This is a genomic window from Streptomyces sp. NBC_00425 (genome assembly GCF_036030735.1).
Lineage (GTDB): Bacteria > Actinomycetota > Actinomycetes > Streptomycetales > Streptomycetaceae > Streptomyces.
In genome coordinates this window covers 888,745-909,924 of the sequence record NZ_CP107928.1, presented here as the reverse complement: position 1 = coordinate 909,924, position 21,180 = coordinate 888,745, and the positions used below count along the sequence as shown (strand labels likewise).

At 71.4% G+C, this 21,180-nt stretch carries 21 protein-coding genes; 8 read left to right on the top strand and 13 right to left on the bottom strand.

What is annotated here, in order from left to right:
- Positions 1 to 188 precede the first annotated feature (188 nt).
- A complete protein-coding gene (locus OHS82_RS03950) occupies positions 189 to 1,748 on the top strand; it encodes a pectate lyase family protein (RefSeq protein ID WP_328433281.1) in 1,560 nt (519 codons plus the stop codon).
- Positions 1,749 to 1,826: 78 nt separating this feature from the next.
- Here OHS82_RS03950 and OHS82_RS03945 read toward each other — a convergent pair whose 3' ends face one another.
- On the bottom strand, positions 1,827 to 2,132 hold the full coding sequence (locus OHS82_RS03945; RefSeq protein WP_057581996.1) for a WhiB family transcriptional regulator: 306 nt from the start codon (positions 2,130 to 2,132) through the stop codon (positions 1,827 to 1,829).
- A 277-nt stretch (positions 2,133 to 2,409) separates the two neighbouring features.
- Between OHS82_RS03945 and OHS82_RS03940 the strand changes: the two genes are divergently transcribed.
- Both OHS82_RS03940 and OHS82_RS03935 read left to right on the top strand, forming a co-directional pair.
- The gene (locus OHS82_RS03940) at positions 2,410 to 3,348 is read left to right on the top strand and encodes a MerR family transcriptional regulator (protein WP_057581995.1); all 939 of its coding nucleotides are present in this window, start codon (positions 2,410 to 2,412) and stop codon (positions 3,346 to 3,348) included.
- Between the two features lie 74 nt (positions 3,349 to 3,422).
- Positions 3,423 to 3,989 carry a GNAT family N-acetyltransferase gene (locus OHS82_RS03935; RefSeq protein ID WP_328433280.1) on the top strand — a complete coding sequence of 189 codons (567 nt, stop codon included), beginning with the start codon at positions 3,423 to 3,425 and terminating at the stop codon, positions 3,987 to 3,989.
- A gap of 37 nt (positions 3,990 to 4,026) precedes the next feature.
- Here OHS82_RS03935 and OHS82_RS03930 read toward each other — a convergent pair whose 3' ends face one another.
- Positions 4,027 to 4,290 (bottom strand): hypothetical protein, encoded by a 264-nt coding sequence (locus OHS82_RS03930; RefSeq protein ID WP_057581994.1) that lies wholly within the window; start codon positions 4,288 to 4,290, stop codon positions 4,027 to 4,029.
- A gap of 167 nt (positions 4,291 to 4,457) precedes the next feature.
- Positions 4,458 to 4,871: a cytidine deaminase family protein gene (locus OHS82_RS03925; protein WP_057581993.1), complete on the bottom strand. Its 414-nt coding sequence runs from the start codon at positions 4,869 to 4,871 to the stop codon at positions 4,458 to 4,460.
- A 152-nt stretch (positions 4,872 to 5,023) separates the two neighbouring features.
- On the opposite strand from OHS82_RS03925, the gene OHS82_RS03920 reads away from it, so the two are divergent.
- Positions 5,024 to 8,422: a hypothetical protein gene (locus OHS82_RS03920; protein WP_328433279.1), complete on the top strand. Its 3,399-nt coding sequence runs from the start codon at positions 5,024 to 5,026 to the stop codon at positions 8,420 to 8,422.
- Positions 8,423 to 8,539: 117 nt separating this feature from the next.
- Here the strand turns inward: OHS82_RS03920 and OHS82_RS03915 are convergent, their stop codons facing one another.
- The 7 genes from OHS82_RS03915 to OHS82_RS03885 all read right to left on the bottom strand — a co-directional run bounded on the left by OHS82_RS03915 (position 8,540) and on the right by OHS82_RS03885 (position 14,806).
- A complete protein-coding gene (locus OHS82_RS03915; protein WP_328433278.1) occupies positions 8,540 to 8,968 on the bottom strand; it encodes a MarR family winged helix-turn-helix transcriptional regulator in 429 nt (142 codons plus the stop codon).
- Complete coding sequence (locus OHS82_RS03910) at positions 8,968 to 9,384, bottom strand: polyketide cyclase (protein WP_328433277.1); 417 nt, start codon at positions 9,382 to 9,384, stop codon at positions 8,968 to 8,970. The genes OHS82_RS03915 and OHS82_RS03910 overlap by 1 nt, the downstream gene beginning before the upstream one ends.
- Before the next feature lie 117 nt (positions 9,385 to 9,501).
- Positions 9,502 to 9,963, bottom strand: coding sequence for a pyridoxamine 5'-phosphate oxidase family protein (locus OHS82_RS03905; RefSeq protein WP_328433276.1), 462 nt, complete (start codon positions 9,961 to 9,963; stop codon positions 9,502 to 9,504).
- Between the two features lie 47 nt (positions 9,964 to 10,010).
- Positions 10,011 to 11,414: an MFS transporter gene (locus tag OHS82_RS03900; RefSeq protein ID WP_443041974.1), complete on the bottom strand. Its 1,404-nt coding sequence runs from the start codon at positions 11,412 to 11,414 to the stop codon at positions 10,011 to 10,013.
- Positions 11,415 to 11,594: 180 nt separating this feature from the next.
- Complete coding sequence (locus tag OHS82_RS03895; protein WP_057581988.1) at positions 11,595 to 12,080, bottom strand: MarR family winged helix-turn-helix transcriptional regulator; 486 nt, start codon at positions 12,078 to 12,080, stop codon at positions 11,595 to 11,597.
- 35 nt (positions 12,081 to 12,115) lie between these two features.
- On the bottom strand, positions 12,116 to 12,877 hold the full coding sequence (locus tag OHS82_RS03890) for a spermidine synthase (protein WP_328433274.1): 762 nt from the start codon (positions 12,875 to 12,877) through the stop codon (positions 12,116 to 12,118).
- A 243-nt stretch (positions 12,878 to 13,120) separates the two neighbouring features.
- Positions 13,121 to 14,806 carry a ribonuclease J gene (locus OHS82_RS03885; protein WP_057581986.1) on the bottom strand — a complete coding sequence of 562 codons (1,686 nt, stop codon included), beginning with the start codon at positions 14,804 to 14,806 and terminating at the stop codon, positions 13,121 to 13,123.
- A gap of 315 nt (positions 14,807 to 15,121) precedes the next feature.
- Here OHS82_RS03885 and OHS82_RS03880 point away from each other — a divergent pair, with 315 nt between their 5' ends.
- The 3 genes from OHS82_RS03880 (at position 15,122) to OHS82_RS03870 (ending at position 17,093) form a co-directional block, all read left to right on the top strand.
- The gene (locus tag OHS82_RS03880; RefSeq protein WP_057581985.1) at positions 15,122 to 15,553 is read left to right on the top strand and encodes an NfeD family protein; all 432 of its coding nucleotides are present in this window, start codon (positions 15,122 to 15,124) and stop codon (positions 15,551 to 15,553) included.
- A 4-nt stretch (positions 15,554 to 15,557) separates the two neighbouring features.
- The gene (locus tag OHS82_RS03875) at positions 15,558 to 16,601 is read left to right on the top strand and encodes an SPFH domain-containing protein (RefSeq protein ID WP_057581984.1); all 1,044 of its coding nucleotides are present in this window, start codon (positions 15,558 to 15,560) and stop codon (positions 16,599 to 16,601) included.
- Between the two features lie 138 nt (positions 16,602 to 16,739).
- Entirely contained in the window at positions 16,740 to 17,093 is a 354-nt protein-coding gene (locus tag OHS82_RS03870; protein ID WP_057581983.1) for an antibiotic biosynthesis monooxygenase family protein, read from the top strand.
- Positions 17,094 to 17,107: 14 nt separating this feature from the next.
- Here the strand turns inward: OHS82_RS03870 and OHS82_RS03865 are convergent, their stop codons facing one another.
- From OHS82_RS03865 to OHS82_RS03855, 3 genes are all read right to left on the bottom strand, one after another.
- On the bottom strand, positions 17,108 to 17,557 hold the full coding sequence (locus OHS82_RS03865; RefSeq protein WP_328433273.1) for a hypothetical protein: 450 nt from the start codon (positions 17,555 to 17,557) through the stop codon (positions 17,108 to 17,110).
- A gap of 109 nt (positions 17,558 to 17,666) precedes the next feature.
- The gene (locus tag OHS82_RS03860) at positions 17,667 to 18,977 is read right to left on the bottom strand and encodes an AMP-binding protein (RefSeq protein WP_328433272.1); all 1,311 of its coding nucleotides are present in this window, start codon (positions 18,975 to 18,977) and stop codon (positions 17,667 to 17,669) included.
- Between the two features lie 139 nt (positions 18,978 to 19,116).
- On the bottom strand, positions 19,117 to 20,316 hold the full coding sequence (locus OHS82_RS03855) for a helix-turn-helix domain-containing protein (protein ID WP_057581980.1): 1,200 nt from the start codon (positions 20,314 to 20,316) through the stop codon (positions 19,117 to 19,119).
- 609 nt (positions 20,317 to 20,925) lie between these two features.
- Here OHS82_RS03855 and OHS82_RS03850 point away from each other — a divergent pair.
- Positions 20,926 to 21,132: an MbtH family protein gene (locus OHS82_RS03850; RefSeq protein WP_057581979.1), complete on the top strand. Its 207-nt coding sequence runs from the start codon at positions 20,926 to 20,928 to the stop codon at positions 21,130 to 21,132.
- Positions 21,133 to 21,180: the final 48 nt, after the last annotated feature.

The window sequence follows — 21,180 nt, the reverse complement described above, 5'->3', positions numbered from 1 at the left end:
TCCGGAGCCCCGCCCCTTTCTCCGTGTGGGGCGGACGCGAGTCCCGCACCGAGCACCGGGCTCGAAGGGGTCTGCCGTCGCCAACATGGCATGCACACGACAGAACGACCGTGATCCCTACGGCCCGCGGCGCCGGGCGCGGACGCGTGCGTCACCACCGGCCCCCGATGACGAAAGACGAGGCGAGAATGAGAAAGCCAGTCGCTCTGCGACTCTCCGCGGCACTCGGCACGCTGGCCCTGGCGGCGGCGACAGGGATGGTCCTGTCGATGCCCACCGCGTCGGCGGCCGGCGCCGGCGCGACCGGGTTCGCCACCCAGAACGGCGGCACCACCGGCGGTGCCGGGGGGACGACGGTCAGGGCCACCACCGGCACCCAGATCCACCAGGCCCTGTGCGGCCGGGCCAGCAGCAGCACCCCGATCGTCATCCAGGTCGAGGGGACCGTCACCGTGGGCAACACGGCGAAGGTGTCGGGCGGCAGCTGCAACACCGCCGCCGGAGTGATCGAGTTGAAAGGCGTCAGCAACGTCACCCTCGTCGGCGTCGGCGGCGGGGCCGTGTTCGACCAGATCGGCATCCACCTCCGTCAGGCGAGCAACATCGTCGTGCAGAACGTGACCGTCCAGAACGTGAAGAAGTCCGGCTCGCCCACCTCCAACGGCGGCGATGCCATCGGCATGGAGAGCGACGTGCACAACGTCTGGGTCGACCACGCCACGCTGACCGCCTCCGGAGGTGAATCGGCGGGCTACGACGCTCTGTTCGACATGAAGGCCGGCACTCGTTACGTGACCCTGTCCTACAGCGTCCTGCGCAACTCAGGCCGCGGCGGCCTCGTCGGCTCCAGTGACGACGACCTGGGAAACGGCCCGGTCACCTTCCATCACAACCGGTACGAGAACATCGACTCCCGAACGCCCCTGCTGCGTGGCGCGACCGCGCACATCTACAACAACTACTACGTCGGCCTGAACGAATCGGGCATCAACCCACGGGCCGGCGGCAAGGCCAAGGTCGACAACAACTACTTCAAGAACTCCAAGGACGTCCTCGGCACCTTCTACACCGACCTGCCGGGCTACTGGCAGGTCAGCGGGAACGTCTTCGACAACGTGACCTGGACGCAGCCGGGCGAGGAGAACAACCCCGCAGGGCCGAACCCGACGTCGAACACGACCGTCAGCATCCCGTACGCCTACAGTCTCGACGCCGCGTCCTGCGTGCCGTCGATCGTGACGGCGACGGCGGGCGCCAACACCGGCCTCAAGGTGTCGGACGGCAACTGCGTCGCGACGACGCCCACCGCGACCGCGACCGCGACCGCCACCGCCAACCCCACGCCGACGTCCACGCCCACCGCGACGTCCACGCCCGCTGGCGTCAACCTGAGCCTCGCTGCCGCTGCCTCCGCCGATGGCTCCAGCAAGGCGTCCGGCACCAGCTACGGCAACGTCCGGGACGGCGACACGGGCACCTACTGGTCGCCGTCCGGCTCGACCGGATCCATCTCGATCAAGTGGGGCTCGGCGACCGCCATCTCCAAGGTCACCCTTCGGGAAGCCGCCGGAGCCACCGGCGACATCGGTTCCTGGCGGGTGCTCAACGGCGACACCGGGGCGGTGCTGACCTCGGGCAGCGGTGCGGGCGCGATCTCCTTCGCCTCCACCTCCCTGAAGAAGGTCACCTTCGAGATCACGGGCTCGAGCGCCACACCGAAGGTGGCGGAGTTCGAGACCTACGCCTGACCGAACGGCGACGCCGGTCCGGCCGCTCCGGCGGCCGGCCTGCCGACTCCTGGACCACGGCACCACGGCCCCCTCGGCTCACCCCGCCCGGACCCCGTGGCGTCCGGCCGGCGGGGCCGACTCCATGGCCGCTCTTCGGATGGCACGACGCTGAGCAGCAGTGGTGGCACCCCAGATCCCGTCGTCCTCGCCGTGCTCCAGGGCCCAGTCGCGGCAGGCGACGAGCACGGCGCAGCGGCGGCAGACCGCCCGGGCCAGGGACGCCTCCGCGCCGGGGGCCGCGACGTCCGCGAGGGGGAAGAAGATCTCGGGATCCTCTCCGACGCATGCGGCGCGGTCACGCCAGTCGGACGATTCCGGGTATTCGCAACATGAGCCGGTCACGGTGCACCTCTCAAGGCCGCCCGAGGGCAGGACGAGCGATGGTCACGGCACGCCACAGCGCCGCGACTCCGGCAGAGGTTCCGAGCATCTTAGGCTTTTATGTCTTGTTTGCGGTAGGGGGTGAAGAAGGGTGGCGGTGTGAACGGCGGCGCGTGAGGCCGACGGGGCCGCTCCGGGACCCGCCGTCCGCCGGTGATCACGGGGCACGGATCATTCGGCTTCACCCCCGGGCGCAGGGCCTTGCGTCTCCCGTAAGGGGAGGCGGGAGAGTGGTCACATGGACGGCATCACGCTCTGCCCGATCGGCGAACTCGCCCGCCGAACCGGTCTCACGGTCAAGACCATCCGGTTCTACTCCGATCGCGGGATCGTCACGCCGACGAACCGCACCCCGGCCGGCCACCGCCTGTACGGCACGGACGCCGTCGCACGCCTGCAGCTCGTGCGGACCTTGCGCGAGCTGGGAGTGGACCTTCCCACGATCCGCAAGGTCGTGGACGAGGAGCTCTCCCTCGCGGAGGTCGCCGCGGCGCACGCCGAAGCGCTCGCCGTACAGATCCGCGTGCTGCGACTGCGGCGAGCGGTGATGACGGCGGTGGCGACCCGCGGCTCGACACCTGAGGAGACGGAAATGATCCACCACCTCGCCCGACTCTCCGTGGACGAACGCCGCCGTCTGACCGGCGAATTCCTCGACGCCGTCTTCGGCGGTCCCGGCATCGCCGACGCCATGACCGGAGTGATGCGCTCGCTCACCCCCGAGCTGCCCGACGACCCGGGGGCCAACCAGGTCCGGGCGTGGGTGGAGCTGGCCGAACTCTCCCTGGACCCGGAATTCCGTTCCGTCATGCGGCGGTTGGTCGAGGACCTGGCATCGGACGTGGCCCGGAGCGACGTCACGACACCCCGCCGGGACCTCGTGGCAACCGTGCGTGACCACGTCGCGCCGGCCCTGACCGCAGGTGTCGACCCGGCCTCGCCCGAGGCCGAGCGCATCGTCGCGGCCTTCACAGCCGACTGTGCCCACCTCCTCGGCCGCCCCGACGATCCCGAACTCCGCCGCCTGTTGTCCGCTCGGCTGGCGAGTACGAACGACCCCCGCAGGGAGAGGTACGCCCGACTGCTCGCAGTGATCAACGGCTGGCCGGTTCCGGAGAGTCTGGCACCGGTTCTCGGCTGGGGCGTCGAGGCCCTGCGCACAGGGACACCGCGATGACGACACCGCCCCAAGTCCACCACCGCGCAACAGGTCTGACGTGTGGTGAGCACACTGTCGGATATGGTCGGCGGGTGATCACCCCTGTCGTCCTGCAGGTTGCCGCGACGCCGACGGCTCCCGCGCTCGTTCTTCGCCTCTGGAGCCTGGAGGACGCGGCGCCACTGGTCGAGGTGTTCCGCGACGCCGAACTGCGCCGCTGGACGAGCCATACCGTGGAGAACGAAGCAGACGGGACGCGGTGGGTGCGCTCCCAGCGGCAGAGCTGGTCGGCGGGGGACCGGTTCAGCTTCGCCGTCCTCGAGGCGCAACCCGACGGCCGTTGCGGGCGGTTGCTCGCAGGCGTGGTCCTCAAGGGCGTCGCTGCCGGGGAACCGGCTGCCGAGGTGGGCTACTGGACCGCCGCGCACGCCCGTGGGAAAGGCGTGGCCTCGCGCGCCGTGGAGGCACTCACCGAATGGGCCTTCGACGCCTTCGAAGCCGGCGGGCTGGAACGTCTCGAGCTCCTGCACCAGGAGGACAACCGGGCGTCGTGCCGGGTCGCGGAGAAGAGCCGGTACGACTTTCACCGGGTGCTGCCGGCCGCACCGCCCTCCTTCCCCCGAGCGGGTCACCTGCACGTACGGCGCACGAGCCACTGACACCCACTCCCTCGTCCGCAGGTGAGTCGGCGGACCCTCAGGTGGGCAGGTCGTGGTCGCCGATCGGATGGCGACAGCTGCCGCGCTTGCATGCTCCGAGCGGGCCGCCGGCCTGGAAGTCTGGGCACGGGCAGGACAGACAGCGGATGTGGTCGCCCGGGTCGTGTCCACCCAGCCCGCTGTCCGTCAGTCTCACCCGGGCGGTCTCCCGGACGCGGCCCAGGTGCTCGTCGAGGCTGCGGAAATCGGCCTCGTTCTCTGCAAAGGCCTTCTTCTGGGCCTCCGTTGGGTCGTACGGCATGGTGCCTCCAGGCGTGCAGGCGACGGCGACGGCGTTGCGCCCCTCCCCCCAAGATGACCCGGCGTGCTCCCGCTCGCATGTCGAGCGTGAGCGGGGTCACGGGCGCCCCACCCACTCCCCGCGGGTGACGGCCCATCTCCGCCGACGGCCGACCACGGAGCCGGGGTTCACTCCGCGTCGAGCCGGTGGTCGGCCCAGACGTAGGTTTCGGGCAGCAGCTCGGTGATGAGGACGGTTCGGACGCGGTCGGCATTGCCGACGATGACCTTGAGGGCGGGGAAGTAGTCGAGGAGGACCTGCCGGCACCGGCCGCACGGCGGGATCACTCCGCGCTCGCGGTCGCCCACGGCGACGATCGTGTCCAGTTCGTAGGCTCCCTGGCCGGCCGCCGTGCCGATGAGGACGAGTTCGGCGCAGGGGCCTCCCGTGAAGTGGTACGCGTTCACCGCGGTGATGATCCGGCCGTCCCGGTCGCGGGCCGCGGCTGCCACGGTGTGGTTGTCGCCCCGACAGTGACTGCGGGCGACCTGCGCTGCGGCCCGGATGAGCTCGTGGTCGACGGGACGGGTCTGCGTGGTCATCTACTTCGCCTTCGTCAGGTGCCAGGTGCCAGGTGCCAATTGTCAGTGGTCAGGTGACGTTGAACTGTGCGCGGAGCGTGCGCAAGCGGCGGCGGTGGCGCCAGATGGTCTATTCGATCGCATGTGCAGATCCTGCCGTGCACAATCGGCGGATGCCGAACACTGCGGAGCAACTGCTGTCCGCCCTCGAACCGCTGCCGTTCCCCGCACGCCTGACCCTGACGGCGCGGACCGCACGCGGGCTCGCGGACGACGGGACACTCGCCCCACTGGTGTCCGAGCTGGACGGCCGTGGGCCGTACGAGCGGCGGCTGGCGGCGTTGGCGGCCCTGGTCGGACGGGACGCCACGTTCCTCGCCGAGCGGTTGGCCGACCCTGACCCGATCGTCGCCGGCTACGCGCGGCGCGGCGTTCGGGACCTGCCCGTACCGGACGAGGCGGTGGAGGCGGCGTACGCCGACGCACCGGCCGCGCTGCGCAGTCGGCTGGCCCGTCTGATCGCCCGCGGTGACCGTCGTGCACTGGCCGAGCGGCTGGTGACGCGCATGCGTGAACAGTGGGGCGACGCCGAGGCCGCACGGCTGCTTCCGGCCTGCTCCGCCCCCTTCGTGGCACGGGAGTTGCCGGGGCTGGCCCATGCCGTCGCCGACTGGACACGACTGGCCTGCCGGCATCCCGACCCGGTACTGGATCACGCCGAGCGGACCCTGGCGGTCCGGGCCGGCGGAGAGCCGCGGGACGAGTGGTGGCGTCGGCACGCCACCATGGTCGCCGCACTCGCGCCGCTGCGCCCCGAGCGGGTGTTGACCCTGCTGGAGCGGCAAGGTCCCGGCAGTCTGCCGCCCGCGCTGAACCGGGGACTCGGCCCCCTGGTGACAGCCGACGCCGACCGCGTGATCCGCTGGATCACCTCTGCCGATCGCCGGCAGCAACGCTACGAGCCGATGCCGCCGCCCGGGGTGCTGCACCGGCTCGTGCGGGCGGCCTCCCCCTCGTCGCTGGCGGCGCTCGGCCGTCACTGGCTCGTCCGCGGCGATCACTTCACCGCGCTGGTGAAGGCGATCGCGCCCGGTCGGCGGGCCGCGCTCGTCGACGCGGTCGCCGACAGGGCGACCGGCCGGGACCCGGCGCTGAGCGTCCTGCGGCTGCTGCCGCGTGAGCGCCGCTGGGCCGAAGTCCGGCGGGCGGCGGCCGCGTTCGACGGCACCGACTACTGGTTCGAGGACCTGGACATCCTCGCCAACGGTCCGATCGACGAGGCCCGTCCCGCGCTGCTCGCCGGGATCGGGCGGTCCGACGCCGACGACCGGGCCGCCGCCTGGCCGATGTTCGTGGCCTGCGCCGCCCGGGACGGCGGCCGGGAGGCCGTCACCGAGCTGCTGACCACGGCGGCCCGGCGTCTGCGCAACGATCGGGACCCGGTGCGCGCCGAGGCGCTCGGCGCACTCGCCGAGACGCACCCAGGGCTCTTCCACTCCGACGACGTCCCGCTCCTGGACGCGATCGCCACCGGCGCGCTGGAGGCACGGGACACGTCGGCCGAGACCCTCACGGCCCTGCGCACCCTCGCCGTACGCGTCCTCGTCGAGCACGTCCAGGCTGCGGCGACGGACCTGCGGGACTGGGCGCTCGGCACCCTGGAGCGCATCACGGGCCGAGTCGGCGTCCCCGACTTCGGTCCGCTGCACCGTGTCCTGCGGCGGGGCCAGGAACACGAGGTGTTCGAGGCTCTGCGCCCCTGGCTCGACGCCGGGGCCGGGCGAGCCGACCACCGGCTCCTGCTGGGGCTGGCCACCGCACTGGGACCGCGCGCCCGGCGGATGCCCGAAGTGCAGGAGAGACTGGCCACGGCCCTGGAACGCGGTGACGACGCGACGTTCCGGGCGGCGGCCCGACTGTGGCTGGCCGCACCGACGACCCGCGACGAACGGGTCGCCAGGATCGTCGCGCTCGAACCGTCGTCGGTCGCCCTGCCGTCCGTGCGGCGAGCGCTCTCCCGGCGGCGCACGGACCTGCTGGACGTCCTGCTCGACGCGGCGCCGCCGTACGGCCGCTTCCTGGTGAACGGGGCCCGGCGCCCGCTGCCGGACCTCGGCGACAGCGACCGCTGGCTGCCGCGCCAGCAGCGGGCGGCGGTCGGGCTGGTACAGGCGGCGGTCGCGGACGCCTCGCTTCCGCTCGACGAACGAGCCGCCCTCATCCGGGCCGCTGCCCCGGTCCCCGAGTTCGGACGGGCTCTGGCGCTCGCGCACAAGGACGACCCGGAGGTGGTCGTCGCCGAGGCGGCGCTCGGCGCGCTGCCGTGGACCGACCGGCCCCATGCCGTCCTGCCGGCGCTGCTGGAGCAGGCGGGCGGTGACCGTGCCAGGGTCGCCGTGTACGCGGCCTCCCGCGCCGCCCGCTTCACCGCCCCGTCCGAACTCGCCCTGGCTCTCGACGCGTTGCTCACCGGAGAGCGGCCCGTGAAGGTCACCTCCCGCAAGGAGGCCGTACGGCTCGCCGCGAGGTTCCTGCCGCCCCGGCGCGCGGTGTCCCTGCTGACGAACGCCTTCCACGCCCCCGACCGCCACCCGGACGTGCGCGCAGCCGTCGTGCGCGCACTGCCGCCGCTGCTGGACGAGCCGGAGGCCTGGCGCCTGCTCGACGACGTCGCGCGCGGCGATTCCCACCCCGTGCACGAAGCTCTCGTGTTCGTCACTCCCTGGGAGCTGGCCGAGACGCACCGTCGTGCCTACGCCGCGGTGATCGTGGCGGTGTACGACGCAGCCTTGGGCCTCACAGAGGGCTTCGGGGGCGACTACTTCCTGCTGCGCGCCATGGAGGTATGGTGCCGCGCCTCGTCCGAACTGGCCGTACGCATATCCCGTACCGTCTGCGACCTCGGCGAGCGCGCGCACTGGCAGACGGCCGGGTCGGTGCTGCGCGATCTGGCGGTCTCCGGGCTGCCGCACCCCGTGGGCGGCACCGCGCCGGGAAGCATCTATCACGGCGCGGTGGCCGAGTTGCTGGCGGCGATGCGCACCGCGCAGGGCGGCTGTCAGGCCCAGGAAGGCCGGGACCTGCCGGCACTCCAGCGACTGCGGACCCTGACGTACCTGGGCCATGTCGGCCGCGTGCACGCCGAGTTGCTCGAACCGCTCGCCGAGCAGCTGGCGCCGGAGCCCTTGCTGGTCACTGAACGGGCTTATCTGCTGGTCGGGTTGGTCGATCAGGCCGCGGAGCCGGACGTTCTGCGCGAACGGCTGCAGAGCCTCGCGGACGCCCTCGAAGGCGCCGGCGTGACCGTCGCCGCGCACGTGTCCGAACAGTTGTGGACGTCCTCGGCGTCGCGTGTCCTGGCGTGGCGCGCCGACACCCTGCTGGCCACGGCCGACCGGTTCGCCCGCGACGGCGGCACCACCACGGGCCTGCTGGCGGTCGGCCTCGCCAGGGGAACCGGTCGTGAGCTCGGCTGGCCCGGGCCATGGCGCTCGCTGCTGCGCCGACTGCGCACGCACACGAGCGGGGACGTACGCCACGAAGCGCACAAAGTCATGACGGAGAACGAATGACCGCTCCGCGCCGCGGTTGAGCGGCGCCGGAACGCCGCCCTCCGCCGACGCCGCCACGCCGCCCCTCCGCCGACGGCGGCCCGGGTTCGGCGTCCCGTGAGGTCGGCGCCGGGCGGTTCAGGGCCGAGGACCGGCCAGGCGGCGGAGCAGGGACACCGCCTCGTCGACGGGCACCGGCTCGAAGAACCGTGCGTCGGCGAGCTCGACGGCGGCGATCGCGCGCGGGGCCAGTTCGGCCCCGGTGTCGGTGACGCGCAGGCGCTTGGCGCGGGTGTCGCCCGGGTCGGTCTCGCGCTCGACGAGCCCCTTGCGTTCCAGGGTGCGCAGGACCTGGGAGGTCATCTTGACGTCGGTCCCCGCCTGCCGGGCCAGGGCGAGCTGGTTGGGGTGCTCGCCCTGGGAGTTGAGCCACCAGGTGCAGGCCAGCAGCACGAACTGCACGTGGGTGAGCTCGAGGGGGGCCAGCGTGGCGGCGATGTCGCGCTGCCAGCGCAGTGTGGCGTGCCAGAGCAGCAGTCCTGGGCTGTCCTCGGGGCGCAGAGGCATCAGCGCAGCGCCAGTGCGACCAGCGAGGCCATGGTGTCGGGCCAGTCGGCGGTGATCCCCGGCCCGATGTGGGCGCCGGCCTCGTCGGCCCCGGGGCCGGTGATCTCCATCCGGTACACCACGCGGATCCGGTCGTGGTCGATGGGTTCGATCCGGTGGACGGTGCGCAACAGCAGGTCGCCGAAGCGGGCTTCGTCGACGAACAGCTCGTCCGGCCGGGCTTCGGCGATACGCAGCACGATCGGGTCGTCCCCGGGCGGTGTCATCGTGATCCGGGCGCCCGCCGTGAACGGGCCGCTGATCTCGATCTTCTCGATCTCCGCGTTCCAGGCGATCCAGTTGTCGACGTCGGCCCAGAGCCGCCAGATCGCCTCAGGGGTGGCGCCGGTCTCGATGCCGTGCTCGTACTCCCACATGCGTGCCTCCTCGGCAAGATGATGTGTCCACAGATTATCTGTGCGCAGACCATCTGTCGAGGGAGGCCGCCGGCCCGTTCACCAGTCGTCGTGCGCCGCCGCCGCCGGCGGCGGCGGTCAGGTCGGGGTGGGGATGCCGAGAGCGGTTCCGTACAGGCGGGACACCCGGATCACGATGGTCACGCGCCGGTCGGGGAGCGGCTGCTCGCCGGGGGCCGCGTCGTCGGCGGGGTCGACGATCCGGGCCTCGCCCTCCGCCACGGCGAACGACCACACGTCCGGGCCGCTCACGTGCAGTGAGGTGTGCGGGTCGCGGCGCAGTTGGCGGACCTTGAGCCGGTCGGCGGTCGAGGAGACGCGCAGCAGGCGCTCTTCGGCGTCCCAGTCGTACAGGACGGTCGACAGGTGTGGGTGGCCGGTGCTCCTGACGCTCGCGAGCACTCCGAACCGCTGCTGCGTCAGCAGCCGGGAGAGTTCCTCGCCGGAGAGGGCGCGGGGTGCGGGCCCGTCGTTCTCTGTGGTGCCGGTGTTCGCGTCGGTGACGCCGGTGGTGGTCCCGTCGGCGGCGTGGTCGCTCATGGGGATCGGCCTTTCGGTGGGCGGAGGTTCGGTGACGGGGCGAGCGGTCAGACGCCCGCTGCGTGCGTGGGTGCCGGCGGGCCGGCGACCGGCTCGACGGCGGGCCGGCCGCCGGGGCGGCGCAGCATCGTGAACGCGAGGGCGAAGGCGATGACCAGGAGCCCCGCTCCCACCGCGAAGGCGAGCCGGTAGCCGCCGGTCAGCGCCTCGGCCGTGGTGCGTCCGCTCGCTGCGAGACTCCGGGTGCGGGAGGCGGCCAGGGTCGACAGGACCGCGACGCCGAGGGCCATGCCGATCTGCTGGGTGGTGTTGAAGAGACCGGACGCGAGACCGGCGTCCTCCTCGTCGGCGCCGGACATGGCCAGTGCGGTCAACGCCGGCAGTGCGAGACCGAAGCCCGCGGCGAGCAGCATGGCGGGCAGGAGGTCGACGGCGTAACCGGCCTGCACGGGGAGACGACTGAGGAGGGCGAGGACGCCGACGAGGGCGACGATGCCCGCCAGCAGGATGTTGCGCTCGCCGAACCGGGCGCCCAGCCGGGCGGACACCCCCAGCGAGACGGCGCCGATGACGGCGGCCGCCGGGAGCATCGCGAGGCCGGTCTCGGCGGCTCCGTATCCGAGGACCTGCTGGAGATAGAGGGCGACGAGGATCTGGAAGGAGAAGAGCGCGGCGACCATCAGGATCTGGACCAGGTTGGCGGCCAGGACGCTGCGCGAGCGGAAGATCCGCAGGGGCATCAAGGGGTTCTTCGCGGTGGCCTGACGGACGAGGAACGCGGTGAGCAGCACGGCGGCGAGGGCGCCGAGGCCCAGGGTCCGCCCCGACGTCCAGCCGTGTTCCTCGACCTTGACGACGGCGTAGATGCCCAGCATCAGGCCGGCGGTGACCAGGGCGGCGCCCAGCGCGTCCGCGCCCGCTGCGAGACCCAGGCCTGCGTCGCGCGGCAGTACGCGTACGGCGGTCGAGAGGACGGCGACGCCGATCGGCAGGTTGATGAAGAAGATCCAGTGCCAGTCGAGCGCGTCGGTGAGTACGCCGCCCGCGACCTGGCCGATGGATGCGCCGGCCGCGCCGGTGAAGCTGAAGACGGCGATGGCCCTGGCGCGCTCCCGGGATTCGGTGAACAGCGTCACGAGGATGCCCAGGCTGACGGCGGAGGCCATCGCGCTGCCGATGCCCTGGAGGAAGCGGGCGGCGATCAGCGCCGCGGGCGAGGTGGCCAGGCCGGCCAGCAGCGAGGCGAGGGTGAAGACGGCGGTGCCGGCCAGGAACATACGCCTGCGGCCGATCAGGTCGCCGAGCCGGCCTGCCAGCAGGAGAAGGCTGCCGAACGCGATGAGGTAGGCGTTCACGACCCAGCTCAGACCGGCGGGGGTGAACCCCAGGTCGCCCTGGACGGCCGGCATCGCCACGGTGACGATCGAGCCGTCGAGGACGATCATCAGCATTCCGGTGGCGACGACGGCGAGCGCGAGTCGGCGCGAGTGCGCGGCGGCGGGTGAGCGGGCGGAGCTGAATGCGGTGGGCACGACATGTCTCCTGTCGGTCGGAAGGGACGACAGGAGAGACCGTAACAGATAGTTCCGTTGCAGACTATTTCTTTCGGTCTTACATTTGCCTCTGCTTCCTCACTTGGCCTGGCGCGCCCGCCGGGCGGCGCGAGGAGCCTCGACGGGATGCGCCAGACCGTCGCCGACCAGGTGCTTCAGGGCGCGCAGGAGGACATCCCGGTCGCCGCCGGGCAGCGTGGCCAGGGCGTCGCGGTGCACACGGTCGACGATCTCCTGGCTCTGCCGGGCGACGCGCGCGCCGTCGTCGGTCACCGCGATGATCCGGGCCCGCCGGTCCGTGCGGGAGGGGCGGCGTTCGGCCAGGCCCGCCGCCTCCAGAGCGTCCACCGTCACCACCATCGTCGTCTTGTCCATGTCGCCGATCTCGGCGAGCTGTGCCTGGGTCCGCTCCTCCTCCAGGGCGTGGACGAGCACGCAGTGCATGCGGGACGTCAGGCCGATCTCGGCGAGTGCGGCGGACATCTTGCTGCGCAGGACGTGACTGGTGTGGTCGAGGAGGAACGACAGGTCCGGTTCGGTGCGCGCGGGCGCCATGGCGGTCATGCCTGCCAGGGTAGGACAACTGGATCCGTGGCGGATTATCCGGAAGGGACCTTGCCGGCGGACGGTGGGCCCGGCGTCGTGCGGGCCACATAGACCGTGTTGGTCGACGTGCCGTCCCGCCGTGCGTTGTCGAAGTCGACGACCCGAGCCGCCGTGCGGGGGAAGACCTCCGAGAGCGCGGACATGAACTGCTCGTCGGGCGGATCGTTCGACCACAGGGCGAAGACCCCGTCGGGGCGCAGGTGCGCGGCGAGGGCGCGCAGCCCGGCGGGCCGGTACAGGGCCGCATGGCGTGGGTGGAGTACGTGACGCGGTGAGTGGTCGACGTCCAGCAGGATGGCGTCGAAGAGACGGCCCGGGGTCTCGGGGTCCAGGCCGACGGGGTCGGCGGCCAGCGCGAAGAAGTCGCCGTGCGTCAGGCGGCAGCGGGCGTCGGAGGTCAGCCGGGCTCCGAGGGGGACCAGGTGCCGCCGGTGCCAGTCGATGACCTCGGGGAGCGCTTCGACGACGGTCAGCGAGCGGACGCGGGGATCGTCCAGGGCCGCCTGGGCGGTGTAGCCGAGCCCGAGCCCGCCGACCGCCACGTCCAGTTCGGGCCCGTCGGTGTCCGGCAGCTCGGCCAGTCCGAGTTCCGTGAGCGCGATCTCGCCGGCGGTGAAGAGACTGGACATCAGGAACTCGTCGCCGAGCTTCACCTCGTACACGTCCTCGCCCGAGACCGGGTGGCGGCGGCGCCGCAGACTGATCTCGCCCATGGGCGTCGGCTGCCAGTCGATCTCCTCGAAGCGCAGGCCCATCCGTTCACCTTTCGGGGTCGTGACGTTCTGGTGTTTGACGAGGCTTCCGCGCCGCCGGCCACGCCGCCCCGGCCCGCAGCGTGGCCCAACTGCCGGGGCGGCGCGGCCGGTGTGGTGACGGCGTGGCGCCGGTGCGGTGATCGTTGCCTCGGCGGGCGAGCGGTGGAGCCGGAGCGACGGATGCCCCGCTCCGACGGGGGAGCGGGGGATCGGAGGATCGGCGGACCGGGGCGGCGGTCCCGATCAGGCGTCGATGATGACCGGGATGATCAGCGGCCTGCGCCGGTGCGTACGGAAGGCCCAGTTGGCGACGGCGCGGGCGATCAGCTGTTCGAGCTGGTGCGCGTCGCCGACGCCTTCCTGCGCCGCGTTGGCCAGCGTCTTCTCGATGACCGGAATGACCGGCTCGAAGGTCGCGTCGTCGTGGACGAAGCCGCGGGCCAGGAAGTCGGGAGCCTCGGCGAGCGCGCCGGTGTCGGCGTCGACGATGGCGACGACCGTGATGACGCCCTCCTGGGCGAGTGTGACCCGGTCCTTCAGGGACGCCTCGGTCGCGCCGCCGACCTCCATGCCGTCCACGTAGACGTTGCCGGCGGGCACCTTGCCGGTGATCGAGGCACGGCCGTCGACGAGGTCGACGACGACGCCGTCCTCCGCGATGACGACGCGGTCCGGGTCGACGCCGGTGCGGACGGCGAGGTCGGCGTTGGCCCGCAGGTGGCGGAACTCGCCGTGGACGGGCATGACGTTGCGGGGACGGACGATGTTGTAGCAGTAGACGAGTTCCCCGGCGCTGGCGTGACCGGAGACGTGCACCTTGGCGTTGCCCTTGTGGACGACGTTGGCGCCCCAGCGGGTCAGGCCGTTGATCACCCGGTAGATGGCGTTCTCGTTGCCGGGGATGAGGGAGCTGGCGAGCAGGACGGTGTCGCCCTTGCCGATGCGGATCGCGTGGTCGCGGTTGGCCATCCGCGACAGCGCGGCCATCGGCTCGCCCTGGGAGCCCGTGCACACCAGGGTGATCCGGTGGTCCGGCAGCTTCTCCAGCTCCTTGGCGTTCACGATCAGGCCCGACGGGACCTTGAGATAGCCGAGGTCGCGGGCGATGCCCATGTTGCGGACCATCGAACGGCCCACGAAGGCCACCTTGCGGCCGTGCTGGTGGGCGGCGTCCAGGACCTGCTGGATGCGGTGCACATGGCTGGCGAAGCTGGAGACGATGACCCGGCGGGGCGCGGTGCGCATGACCTGCTCGATCGCGGGGTTCAGTTCGCGTTCGGAGGTGGTGAAGCCGGGGACCTCGGCGTTGGTGGAGTCGGTGAGGAACAGGTCCACGCCCTCCTCGCCGAGGCGGGCGAAGGCGCGCAGGTCCGTGATCCGGTCGTCCAGGGGGAACTGGTCCATCTTGAAGTCGCCGGTGTGCAGCACCATCCCGGCGCCGGTGCGGATCGCGACGGCGAGACTGTCCGGGATGGAGTGGTTGACCGCGACGAACTCACAGTCGAACGGACCGAAGCGGCGCCGGTCGCCCTCGCGCACGCGCACCGTGCGGGGGCGGATGCCGTGCTCCTTGAGCTTGGCCTCCAGGAACGCGAGGGTGAGTTTCGAGCCGACGACCGGCATGTCCGTCCGCTCCCTCAGCAGATAGGGCACGCCGCCGATGTGGTCCTCATGGCCGTGGGTGAGCACGATGCCGACGATGTCGTCCAGACGGTGCCGGATCGAGGTGAAGTCCGGAAGGATCACGTCCACCCCGGGCTGGTTCTCCTCGGGGAACAGCACACCGCAGTCCACGATCAACAGCTTGCCGGCATGCTCGAAGACGGTCATGTTGCGACCGATTTCGCCCAAGCCGCCCAAGGCGGTGACCCTCAGCCCGCCTTCGGGCAACGGCGGGGCGGCTTTGAGTTCTGGGTGCGGATGGCTCATGACCTCACGTTACCGAAGAGTCCGCCGGTGTGATCCACCGCCCGCCCCGCGCCGACCGGCGCCGCCCGGTCCGGAGCGCGACCCGGTGCCACGCCCCGGCGCGTCACGGGTCACCGGATGGGTGGAGTGATCTTCCCAGGGTGGGTAGAACCCCTGTAAAAGGTGTGAAGCGGTCGGTCCGGGAGCGTCTCGGGCGGACCGTCTTCGACGGATCGCCGGGGATTGCCTGCGCAGGGCTACCTGAGCTGTCCCGTTTCGAGGTCCAATGGTGGGAGTCCGCCCAATCATGCCCGCACCGGTCAGAAGAGGCACGTCATGGATCCATGGCTGATCTGGTTGATCATCGCAGCGGTTCTGGCTGTGGTGGAGATCTTCACGCTGACCGCGGCGCTCGGGATGCTGAGTGCGGCCGCGCTGGTCACGGCGGGTTCCGCGGCGGTCGGGCTGCCCCTGCCCCTCCAGTTCGTGGTGTTCACCGTCGTCGCCGCGGCCACGGTGATGTTCGTACGCCCCATCGCGTTGCGCCACCTGCTGCAGCCGCAAGCGGCACGGTTCGGCGTGGACGCCCTGATCGGCAAGGGTGCCTTCGTCGTCTCGGAGGTGACGGGCCTGGGCGGCAGGGTCCGTATCGACGGCGACGAATGGACGGCCCGCGCCTACGACGAAACGCTGGTGATCCCTGCCGGACGAACCGTCGACGTCATAGAGATCAACGGAGCCACCGCGATCGTCTACCCCCGGGACTGAAACCATGGAAACCTCGGCGTTCTTGATTGCCGGCCTGCTCGTCGCCCTGTTCGCGGTCTTCACCGTGGTGCGGGCGGTGCGCATCGTGCCCCAGGCGCGCGCCCGCAACGTCGAACGGCTCGGCCGCTACCTCCGGACCCTGAATCCCGGCCTCAACTTCGTCATCCCGTACATCGACCGCGTGCACGGGGTGATCGACCTGCGGGAACAGGTCGTCTCCTTCAAACCGCAACCGGTCATCACCGAGGACAACCTGGTCGTCGAGATCGACACCGTCCTCTACTTCCAGGTCACGGATCCGCGAGCGGCCTTCTACGAGATCGCCAACTTCCTCCAGGCGGTCGAGCAGCTCACCGTCACCACCCTGCGCAATGTCGTGGGATCCATGGACCTGGAGAAGACGCTCACCTCACGGGACACCATCAACAGCCAGCTCCGGGGCGTGCTGGACGAGGCCACCGGGAAATGGGGGCTGCGGGTCAACCGGGTGGAGATCAAGGCCATCGACCCCCCGCAGAGCATCAAGGACGCGATGCAGAAGCAGATGCGCGCGGAACGGGACAAGCGGGCGGCGATTCTCGGGGCCGAGGGGCAGCGCCAGTCACAGATCCTCACCGCGGAAGGCGACAAACAGGCCGCCGTCCTGCGTGCGGAGGGCAACCGCACCGCTGCGATCCTCCAGGCCGAGGGCCAGTCCCGGGCCATCGACGAGGTGTTCCAGGCCGTCCATCGCAACGACCCCGACCCCAAGCTGCTCGCCTACCAGTACCTCCAGACGCTGCCCCAGCTCGCGCAGGGCTCGGGCAACAACTTCTGGGTGATCCCCAGCGAGATCACCTCCGCGCTCCAAGGTGTGTCCCGCGCCTTCAGCGAGGTGCTGCCGCCGTCTCCGGCCACCCGCGAGCGGCCCGCGGACGACATGGCCGCCCAGGCCGCCGACGACACGGCACAGGCTGCCGAAGCCGCCGCCGCGGCCCTCGCCGACGCGGCCAGGGCCGAACGCGGCACTCCGCCCCCCGACTCCCTCCCCGCCCAGCCCCCGCACTGACGCCCGGCCCGGGTCCACGGTGTCGTGCTCCGCGTCGTCGGCTCGGTCGGCTGTCGGCTCGGTCAGGCGTCGGATCCGTCAGGCGTCCCGTGCGGGAAAGCCGCTGACCGTCGGCGGATCCCGCCCTACGGTGGTGCCATGAGCGATCACCCGGAAGCGACTGTCGTGCCGGTCCAGGCCTATGAACCCCCCTACTACGTGGCCGTCTTCACCACGGTGCGAACCCAGGACCAGAGCGGATACAGCGAGACCAGCGCACGCATGGAAGAGCTCGTGAAGGACGTCCCGGGGTATCTGGGGATGGATCACGCGCAGACTCCGGGCGGGCTCGGCATCACCGTCGGGTACTTCCGCGACGGCGACGCCCTCACGCGGTGGCGCTCCCATGCCGAGCACCGCGCGGCGCAGGAGCGCGGGCGAGCCGAGTGGTACGAGAACTACACGCTGCACGTGGCGAAAGTGGAGCGGAGCCATGGGTTCACGCGGGCGTAGGCCCCGGGGAACCGTCAGAAGGACCGGAAGCCGTCCCAGTAGGTGTCCGCGCTCTCACCGAAGCGGTCGGGGTACCTGCGTCGCAGTCGGGTGTACCGCTCGCTGAGCAGTTCCACGGCCAGCTGAAGGCTCGTGCCGAACTCGGTGCGGACGGCCTGGACCGCGTGGATCCTGCGGCCGTCCATGATCAGGACATCGATTCCCGACCACCGCCGGTCGTCCGTCTCCTCCGCCGACGTGCATCGCGCCAACTCGTCCCGGAGGCGTCGGACTTCGCCGACGATCTCGGCGTCCGTGGCGACGCCGAGATCGGTGGACTCGTGCCGGCTCGGCTCCGCCCGGCCGATGCCGAGTTCGATGCACAGCCAGGCTCTCAGATCGCCGAGTTCTCGTCGTAGGGCGTCGCGCTCCGCGCGGGTCCCGGTGAGCTCGCGCTGCACCGTCTCGAGATCCTCTTCCGGCATGGCGACAGTCTGCCAGGGGCGGCGGGAACCCGCCACGCTCTTTTGCCCAGGCGGGACGGGGGGAGCGTCGGAGGTTCCCCGCACGCACGACGGGTTGGAGAACCCTGGATCAGGTGGCCGCCGTCGGCGGTTCGACCAGTTCGAGTTCGCCGCCGGGCAGGCGTCGACCCGACATTCCGGACCGCAGCAGCGGAGCCTCCTGCCAGGCCGGCAGAGCGCGCCCGGGGCGGCGGACGGTGTCGAAGGGGAGAGCGCGGCCGGCGGCGCACAGCTCACCGGTCTGCCCGTCCGCCAGCGGCCGGCCTCGGCCGTCCACCACGCTCACCTGCACCTGGGGCAGCGGGGCGCCGAGCGTACCCGTCCAGGAAGTCGCCCCGCCGGCCGCCGTGAACTCCCGGGAGATCCAGGGCAGGGCGCCGTCCGCAGGTGAGAAGTCGGCACGCAGCCGGGTGCCGGGCAGGGCGGTGAAGTGCCGGGCCACGAGATCGCTCGGCACGGGCCCGCCGACGAGCTGCACCAGCCGCGGCCGGACGGGCAGGACGTCCACGAGGGCGTCGTACTCCTCCGGGCTGAACACGGCGGCGGACACCGTCCCGTCGCGCTGCGCTGACGTTCCCGTACCCGGCAGGGTGCGCAGCGACCCTCCGCCGGCGAACGCCCACCACATCGCGGACAACGCGCGCGGGCCGGCCGGCGGCCCGGCCACGAAGACCCGCCGGGGTGCGGGGCCCGCCGTCCGGATCCGCTCGGCCACGGCGAGCCGCCAGGCGTGGTGGTCGACCAGATGCCCGGTGGGTCCTTGCCGGCCGCCGTCGTGGACCAGCAGGTAGGCGGCCTCCCTGGAGTGCGAAAGGGGCAGCGCCGGCTCCAGCCGCTGAGCGGTGATCCGCCGACGGGTGTCGTCGTCGTCGAGCGAGAGGGTGGTGTACCGCCGCGGCCAGGCCTCCTGGGTGGAACGGCTGCACAGCACGGTCGAGGCGCCGCTGACCGCGGCGATGCCGCGCAGTTCCGATCGGCCGAGGCCGTGCGGGGCGGGCACGCACACGCCTCCCGCCTTCAGGACTGCCAACTGCGCCGTCAGCGCCTGCCGGTGGTCGTCGCAGTGGATGATCACCGGATCGCCGAGTTGGACCCCGCGGTGCACCAGGACCGATGCCAGCCGTGCGGCCCACGACTCGGCTGCGGCGAAACGCAGTTCACCGCGGGCGTCCTGGACGGCGACGGCGTCCGGGTGGCGCTGGGCCACCTGGGCGAACAGGGCGTCCAGAGTGCTCGGCGACGCCGACGGCGACAGCGTCCGTGCTGCTGCGCCGGTGCGCGCACCGGGACTCGCCGGTCGTGCCGCGGCGAGGGCGGATGCGGCATGAGGCGTGCGCACGGCGTGCGCCCGGCGGGTGGCCAGGGCGGGATCGGTGATCACTGTGCTTCCTCCAGCTCAGGAATGAACCCACCCCTGACCTCCGCCGGTGACGCCCCTGGCGCATGCCCGTCCCGCCGCGCGGTGAACGCGAGGCGAGGACGGCGAGCGCGGGGACCGTGCGGGGCCGTGTGGTGGGGGGCTATGAATCGACTGCCCCGGGCCCGGACTTCGCCGACTGGACGAAGGCCAGGGTTTCCGCGAGGTTCTTCCAGATCTCTGCGGCGAGATCCATGTTGGACGCCTCGTGCGCCTTGCCGGCCAGCGCCTCGATGGCGCGCACCCCGGCCTCCACCTGCCCGGAGATGATGTCGAGCAGATGGACCAGCACCTCGAACCGGATCATGTCGCGGAACTCGAGCTGCTTCACGTCGGGGCGGATCTCCTCGCACAGGGCGCGTGCGGCGTCGAGCTCCCCCGCCTGGAAGTGCGCATGGGCGCGGATCGTGCGGAACTCCAGGTGCTGACCGGCGTCCCCCACCAGGGCGAGAGCGGGCTCGACCTCCTTGAGGATCTGCTGTGCGTCGGAGAGCCGGCAGGGGTGCATCTGCAGGTAGAGGGACGCGGCGGCGAAGCGCAGCCGCATCCACAGCCGGAGGTCGTCGGCGCTGCTGCTCAGTGCCAGCGCCTCGGCGAGCCGGGCCGCCGCGGCCGCGTGGTTCCCCTGCCGGACGTACACGCTGGCCGCGGTCCACAGGGCTTCGACCCGCATGGTCCGCGTGGTGTCCTTCGAGAGCACCTCCAGATCCGCCACGTACCTCAGCGCGTCGTGCAGCTGGCTCGCCTCGGCCTCCGTGGAGATCAGCATCATGAGCGCGCGGACCGTGTCGGCTCGCGGAACGTCATGCTCGATCGCGGTGGAATAGGCGTCGTCGGCACAGGCGTTGGCCGCCTTCATGTCACCGAGCGAGCGGTGGACGCGGGAGACCAGTACCAGGGAGCGGACCCGCAGTTCGGGGATGCCGCTCTCCTCGGCGGTCCGGAGCAGTTCCTGGCCCAGGGGCAGTTGAGCCTCGTGCGTGGCTCCCTCCGACCGGATCCCGGCCAGGGACCACAGGGCCATCCACCGCAACGGCAAGGACAGATCGGCCTGGTGGCGCGTCAGACGCTCCAGCAGTTCGTCGACCCGGCCGTCGCCGTCGGGTGTCGCGGTGACCGCTCTGACCAGGTCCGCGACCGGTGCCTCGTCCGCGACCGGCGGGGCGTCGAAGGCGGACGAGGGCACGTCGAGCCGTTCGGCGAGATAGGCGACGATCTTGGGCGTGGGCGGCCGCGCACCGGACTCCAGGCGGGAGAGGTAACCGGCGGACATCTCGTCGCCGGCCAACTGCGCCTGAGACATGCCGCGTTCCTGCCTGAGCGTTCGCAGTCGCTTACCGAAGTCCGACCGATCGACCACGGCTCAACCCTTCCTTGCCACGTATACGGGGGTGGGGGAAGCCATTGATCGCGGCTTCCCCCACCCCCATGTCACCGACAGTTTGGCAGTTGCCAGGGCGGTTGTCAATTTTTGGTAATGAATCTCGGGTCAGGTTGGCAACGCTCCGGCATCCGTCGCGGGACTCCGATGGGGCCGGCGGTTACGGCCAGTCGATCCTCGGTGTTCCGGGGCCTGCCATCGAAGCCGTCCCGGTCGAGTCGGTCGTCTCTGTCGCGGCACTGCCGTAACCGATGACGAAGACGACCGCGATCAGACCGAGAACGGCGCCGAGTCGGTGCAAACATCGCATGTCAGGAGATCCCCTCGTAAGGCTTGGAGAGAGTGTTGCAGCTGTGGTGTCCGAGCCGGACGTGACGTCACGCTAGCGTTCAGGCACAGCGTTTGACAAGTAGTTGCCAAAATTCTGATCACTATGGAAAGGTGATGTCATCAACGTGACAACGTGAAGCCCGCAAGGCGGTCCGCGATGGTGCGCCGCTGGAACGATCGGGCAACCCGAGGAGTGAACCGATGGTGAATGCGTTGGACGATCCCCGGAGCGCTCTGCTCGTGGTGGTGAACGGCGAAGGGCAGCACGCGCTCTGGCCGGCCCACTGCGCGGTGCCCGCAGGATGGACCGTCGTCCACGGCCCGGCGGACCGGTCGTCATGCACCGCCTACGTCGACACGCACTGGACGGACATGAGGCCGCTGAGCCTGCGCTTCTCCATGGAGTGACGGCTTCCGCGGCGTGAAGGCCGGCGCTCACACCGCCCCCTCCTCCTT

Bases quoted from the DNA above. Each gene is read 5' to 3' on its own strand.
- OHS82_RS03950 (WP_328433281.1), top strand. From the start codon at position 189: ATGAGAAAGCCAGTCGCTCTGCGACTCTCCGCGGCACTCGGCACGCTG.
- OHS82_RS03940 (WP_057581995.1), top strand. From the start codon at position 2,410: ATGGACGGCATCACGCTCTGCCCGATCGGCGAACTCGCCCGCCGAACC.
- OHS82_RS03930 (WP_057581994.1), bottom strand. From the start codon at position 4,290: ATGCCGTACGACCCAACGGAGGCCCAGAAGAAGGCCTTTGCAGAGAAC.
- OHS82_RS03925 (WP_057581993.1), bottom strand. From the start codon at position 4,871: ATGACCACGCAGACCCGTCCCGTCGACCACGAGCTCATCCGGGCCGCA.
- OHS82_RS03920 (WP_328433279.1), top strand. From the start codon at position 5,024: ATGCCGAACACTGCGGAGCAACTGCTGTCCGCCCTCGAACCGCTGCCG.
- OHS82_RS03915 (WP_328433278.1), bottom strand. From the start codon at position 8,968: ATGCCTCTGCGCCCCGAGGACAGCCCAGGACTGCTGCTCTGGCACGCC.
- OHS82_RS03910 (WP_328433277.1), bottom strand. From the start codon at position 9,384: ATGTGGGAGTACGAGCACGGCATCGAGACCGGCGCCACCCCTGAGGCG.
- OHS82_RS03905 (WP_328433276.1), bottom strand. From the start codon at position 9,963: ATGAGCGACCACGCCGCCGACGGGACCACCACCGGCGTCACCGACGCG.
- OHS82_RS03900 (WP_443041974.1), bottom strand. From the start codon at position 11,414: ATGCTGATGATCGTCCTCGACGGCTCGATCGTCACCGTGGCGATGCCG.
- OHS82_RS03895 (WP_057581988.1), bottom strand. From the start codon at position 12,080: ATGACCGCCATGGCGCCCGCGCGCACCGAACCGGACCTGTCGTTCCTC.
- OHS82_RS03890 (WP_328433274.1), bottom strand. From the start codon at position 12,877: ATGGGCCTGCGCTTCGAGGAGATCGACTGGCAGCCGACGCCCATGGGC.
- OHS82_RS03885 (WP_057581986.1), bottom strand. From the start codon at position 14,806: ATGAGCCATCCGCACCCAGAACTCAAAGCCGCCCCGCCGTTGCCCGAA.
- OHS82_RS03880 (WP_057581985.1), top strand. From the start codon at position 15,122: ATGGATCCATGGCTGATCTGGTTGATCATCGCAGCGGTTCTGGCTGTG.
- OHS82_RS03875 (WP_057581984.1), top strand. From the start codon at position 15,558: ATGGAAACCTCGGCGTTCTTGATTGCCGGCCTGCTCGTCGCCCTGTTC.
- OHS82_RS03870 (WP_057581983.1), top strand. From the start codon at position 16,740: ATGAGCGATCACCCGGAAGCGACTGTCGTGCCGGTCCAGGCCTATGAA.
- OHS82_RS03865 (WP_328433273.1), bottom strand. From the start codon at position 17,557: ATGCCGGAAGAGGATCTCGAGACGGTGCAGCGCGAGCTCACCGGGACC.
- OHS82_RS03855 (WP_057581980.1), bottom strand. From the start codon at position 20,316: ATGTCTCAGGCGCAGTTGGCCGGCGACGAGATGTCCGCCGGTTACCTC.
- OHS82_RS03850 (WP_057581979.1), top strand. From the start codon at position 20,926: ATGGTGAATGCGTTGGACGATCCCCGGAGCGCTCTGCTCGTGGTGGTG.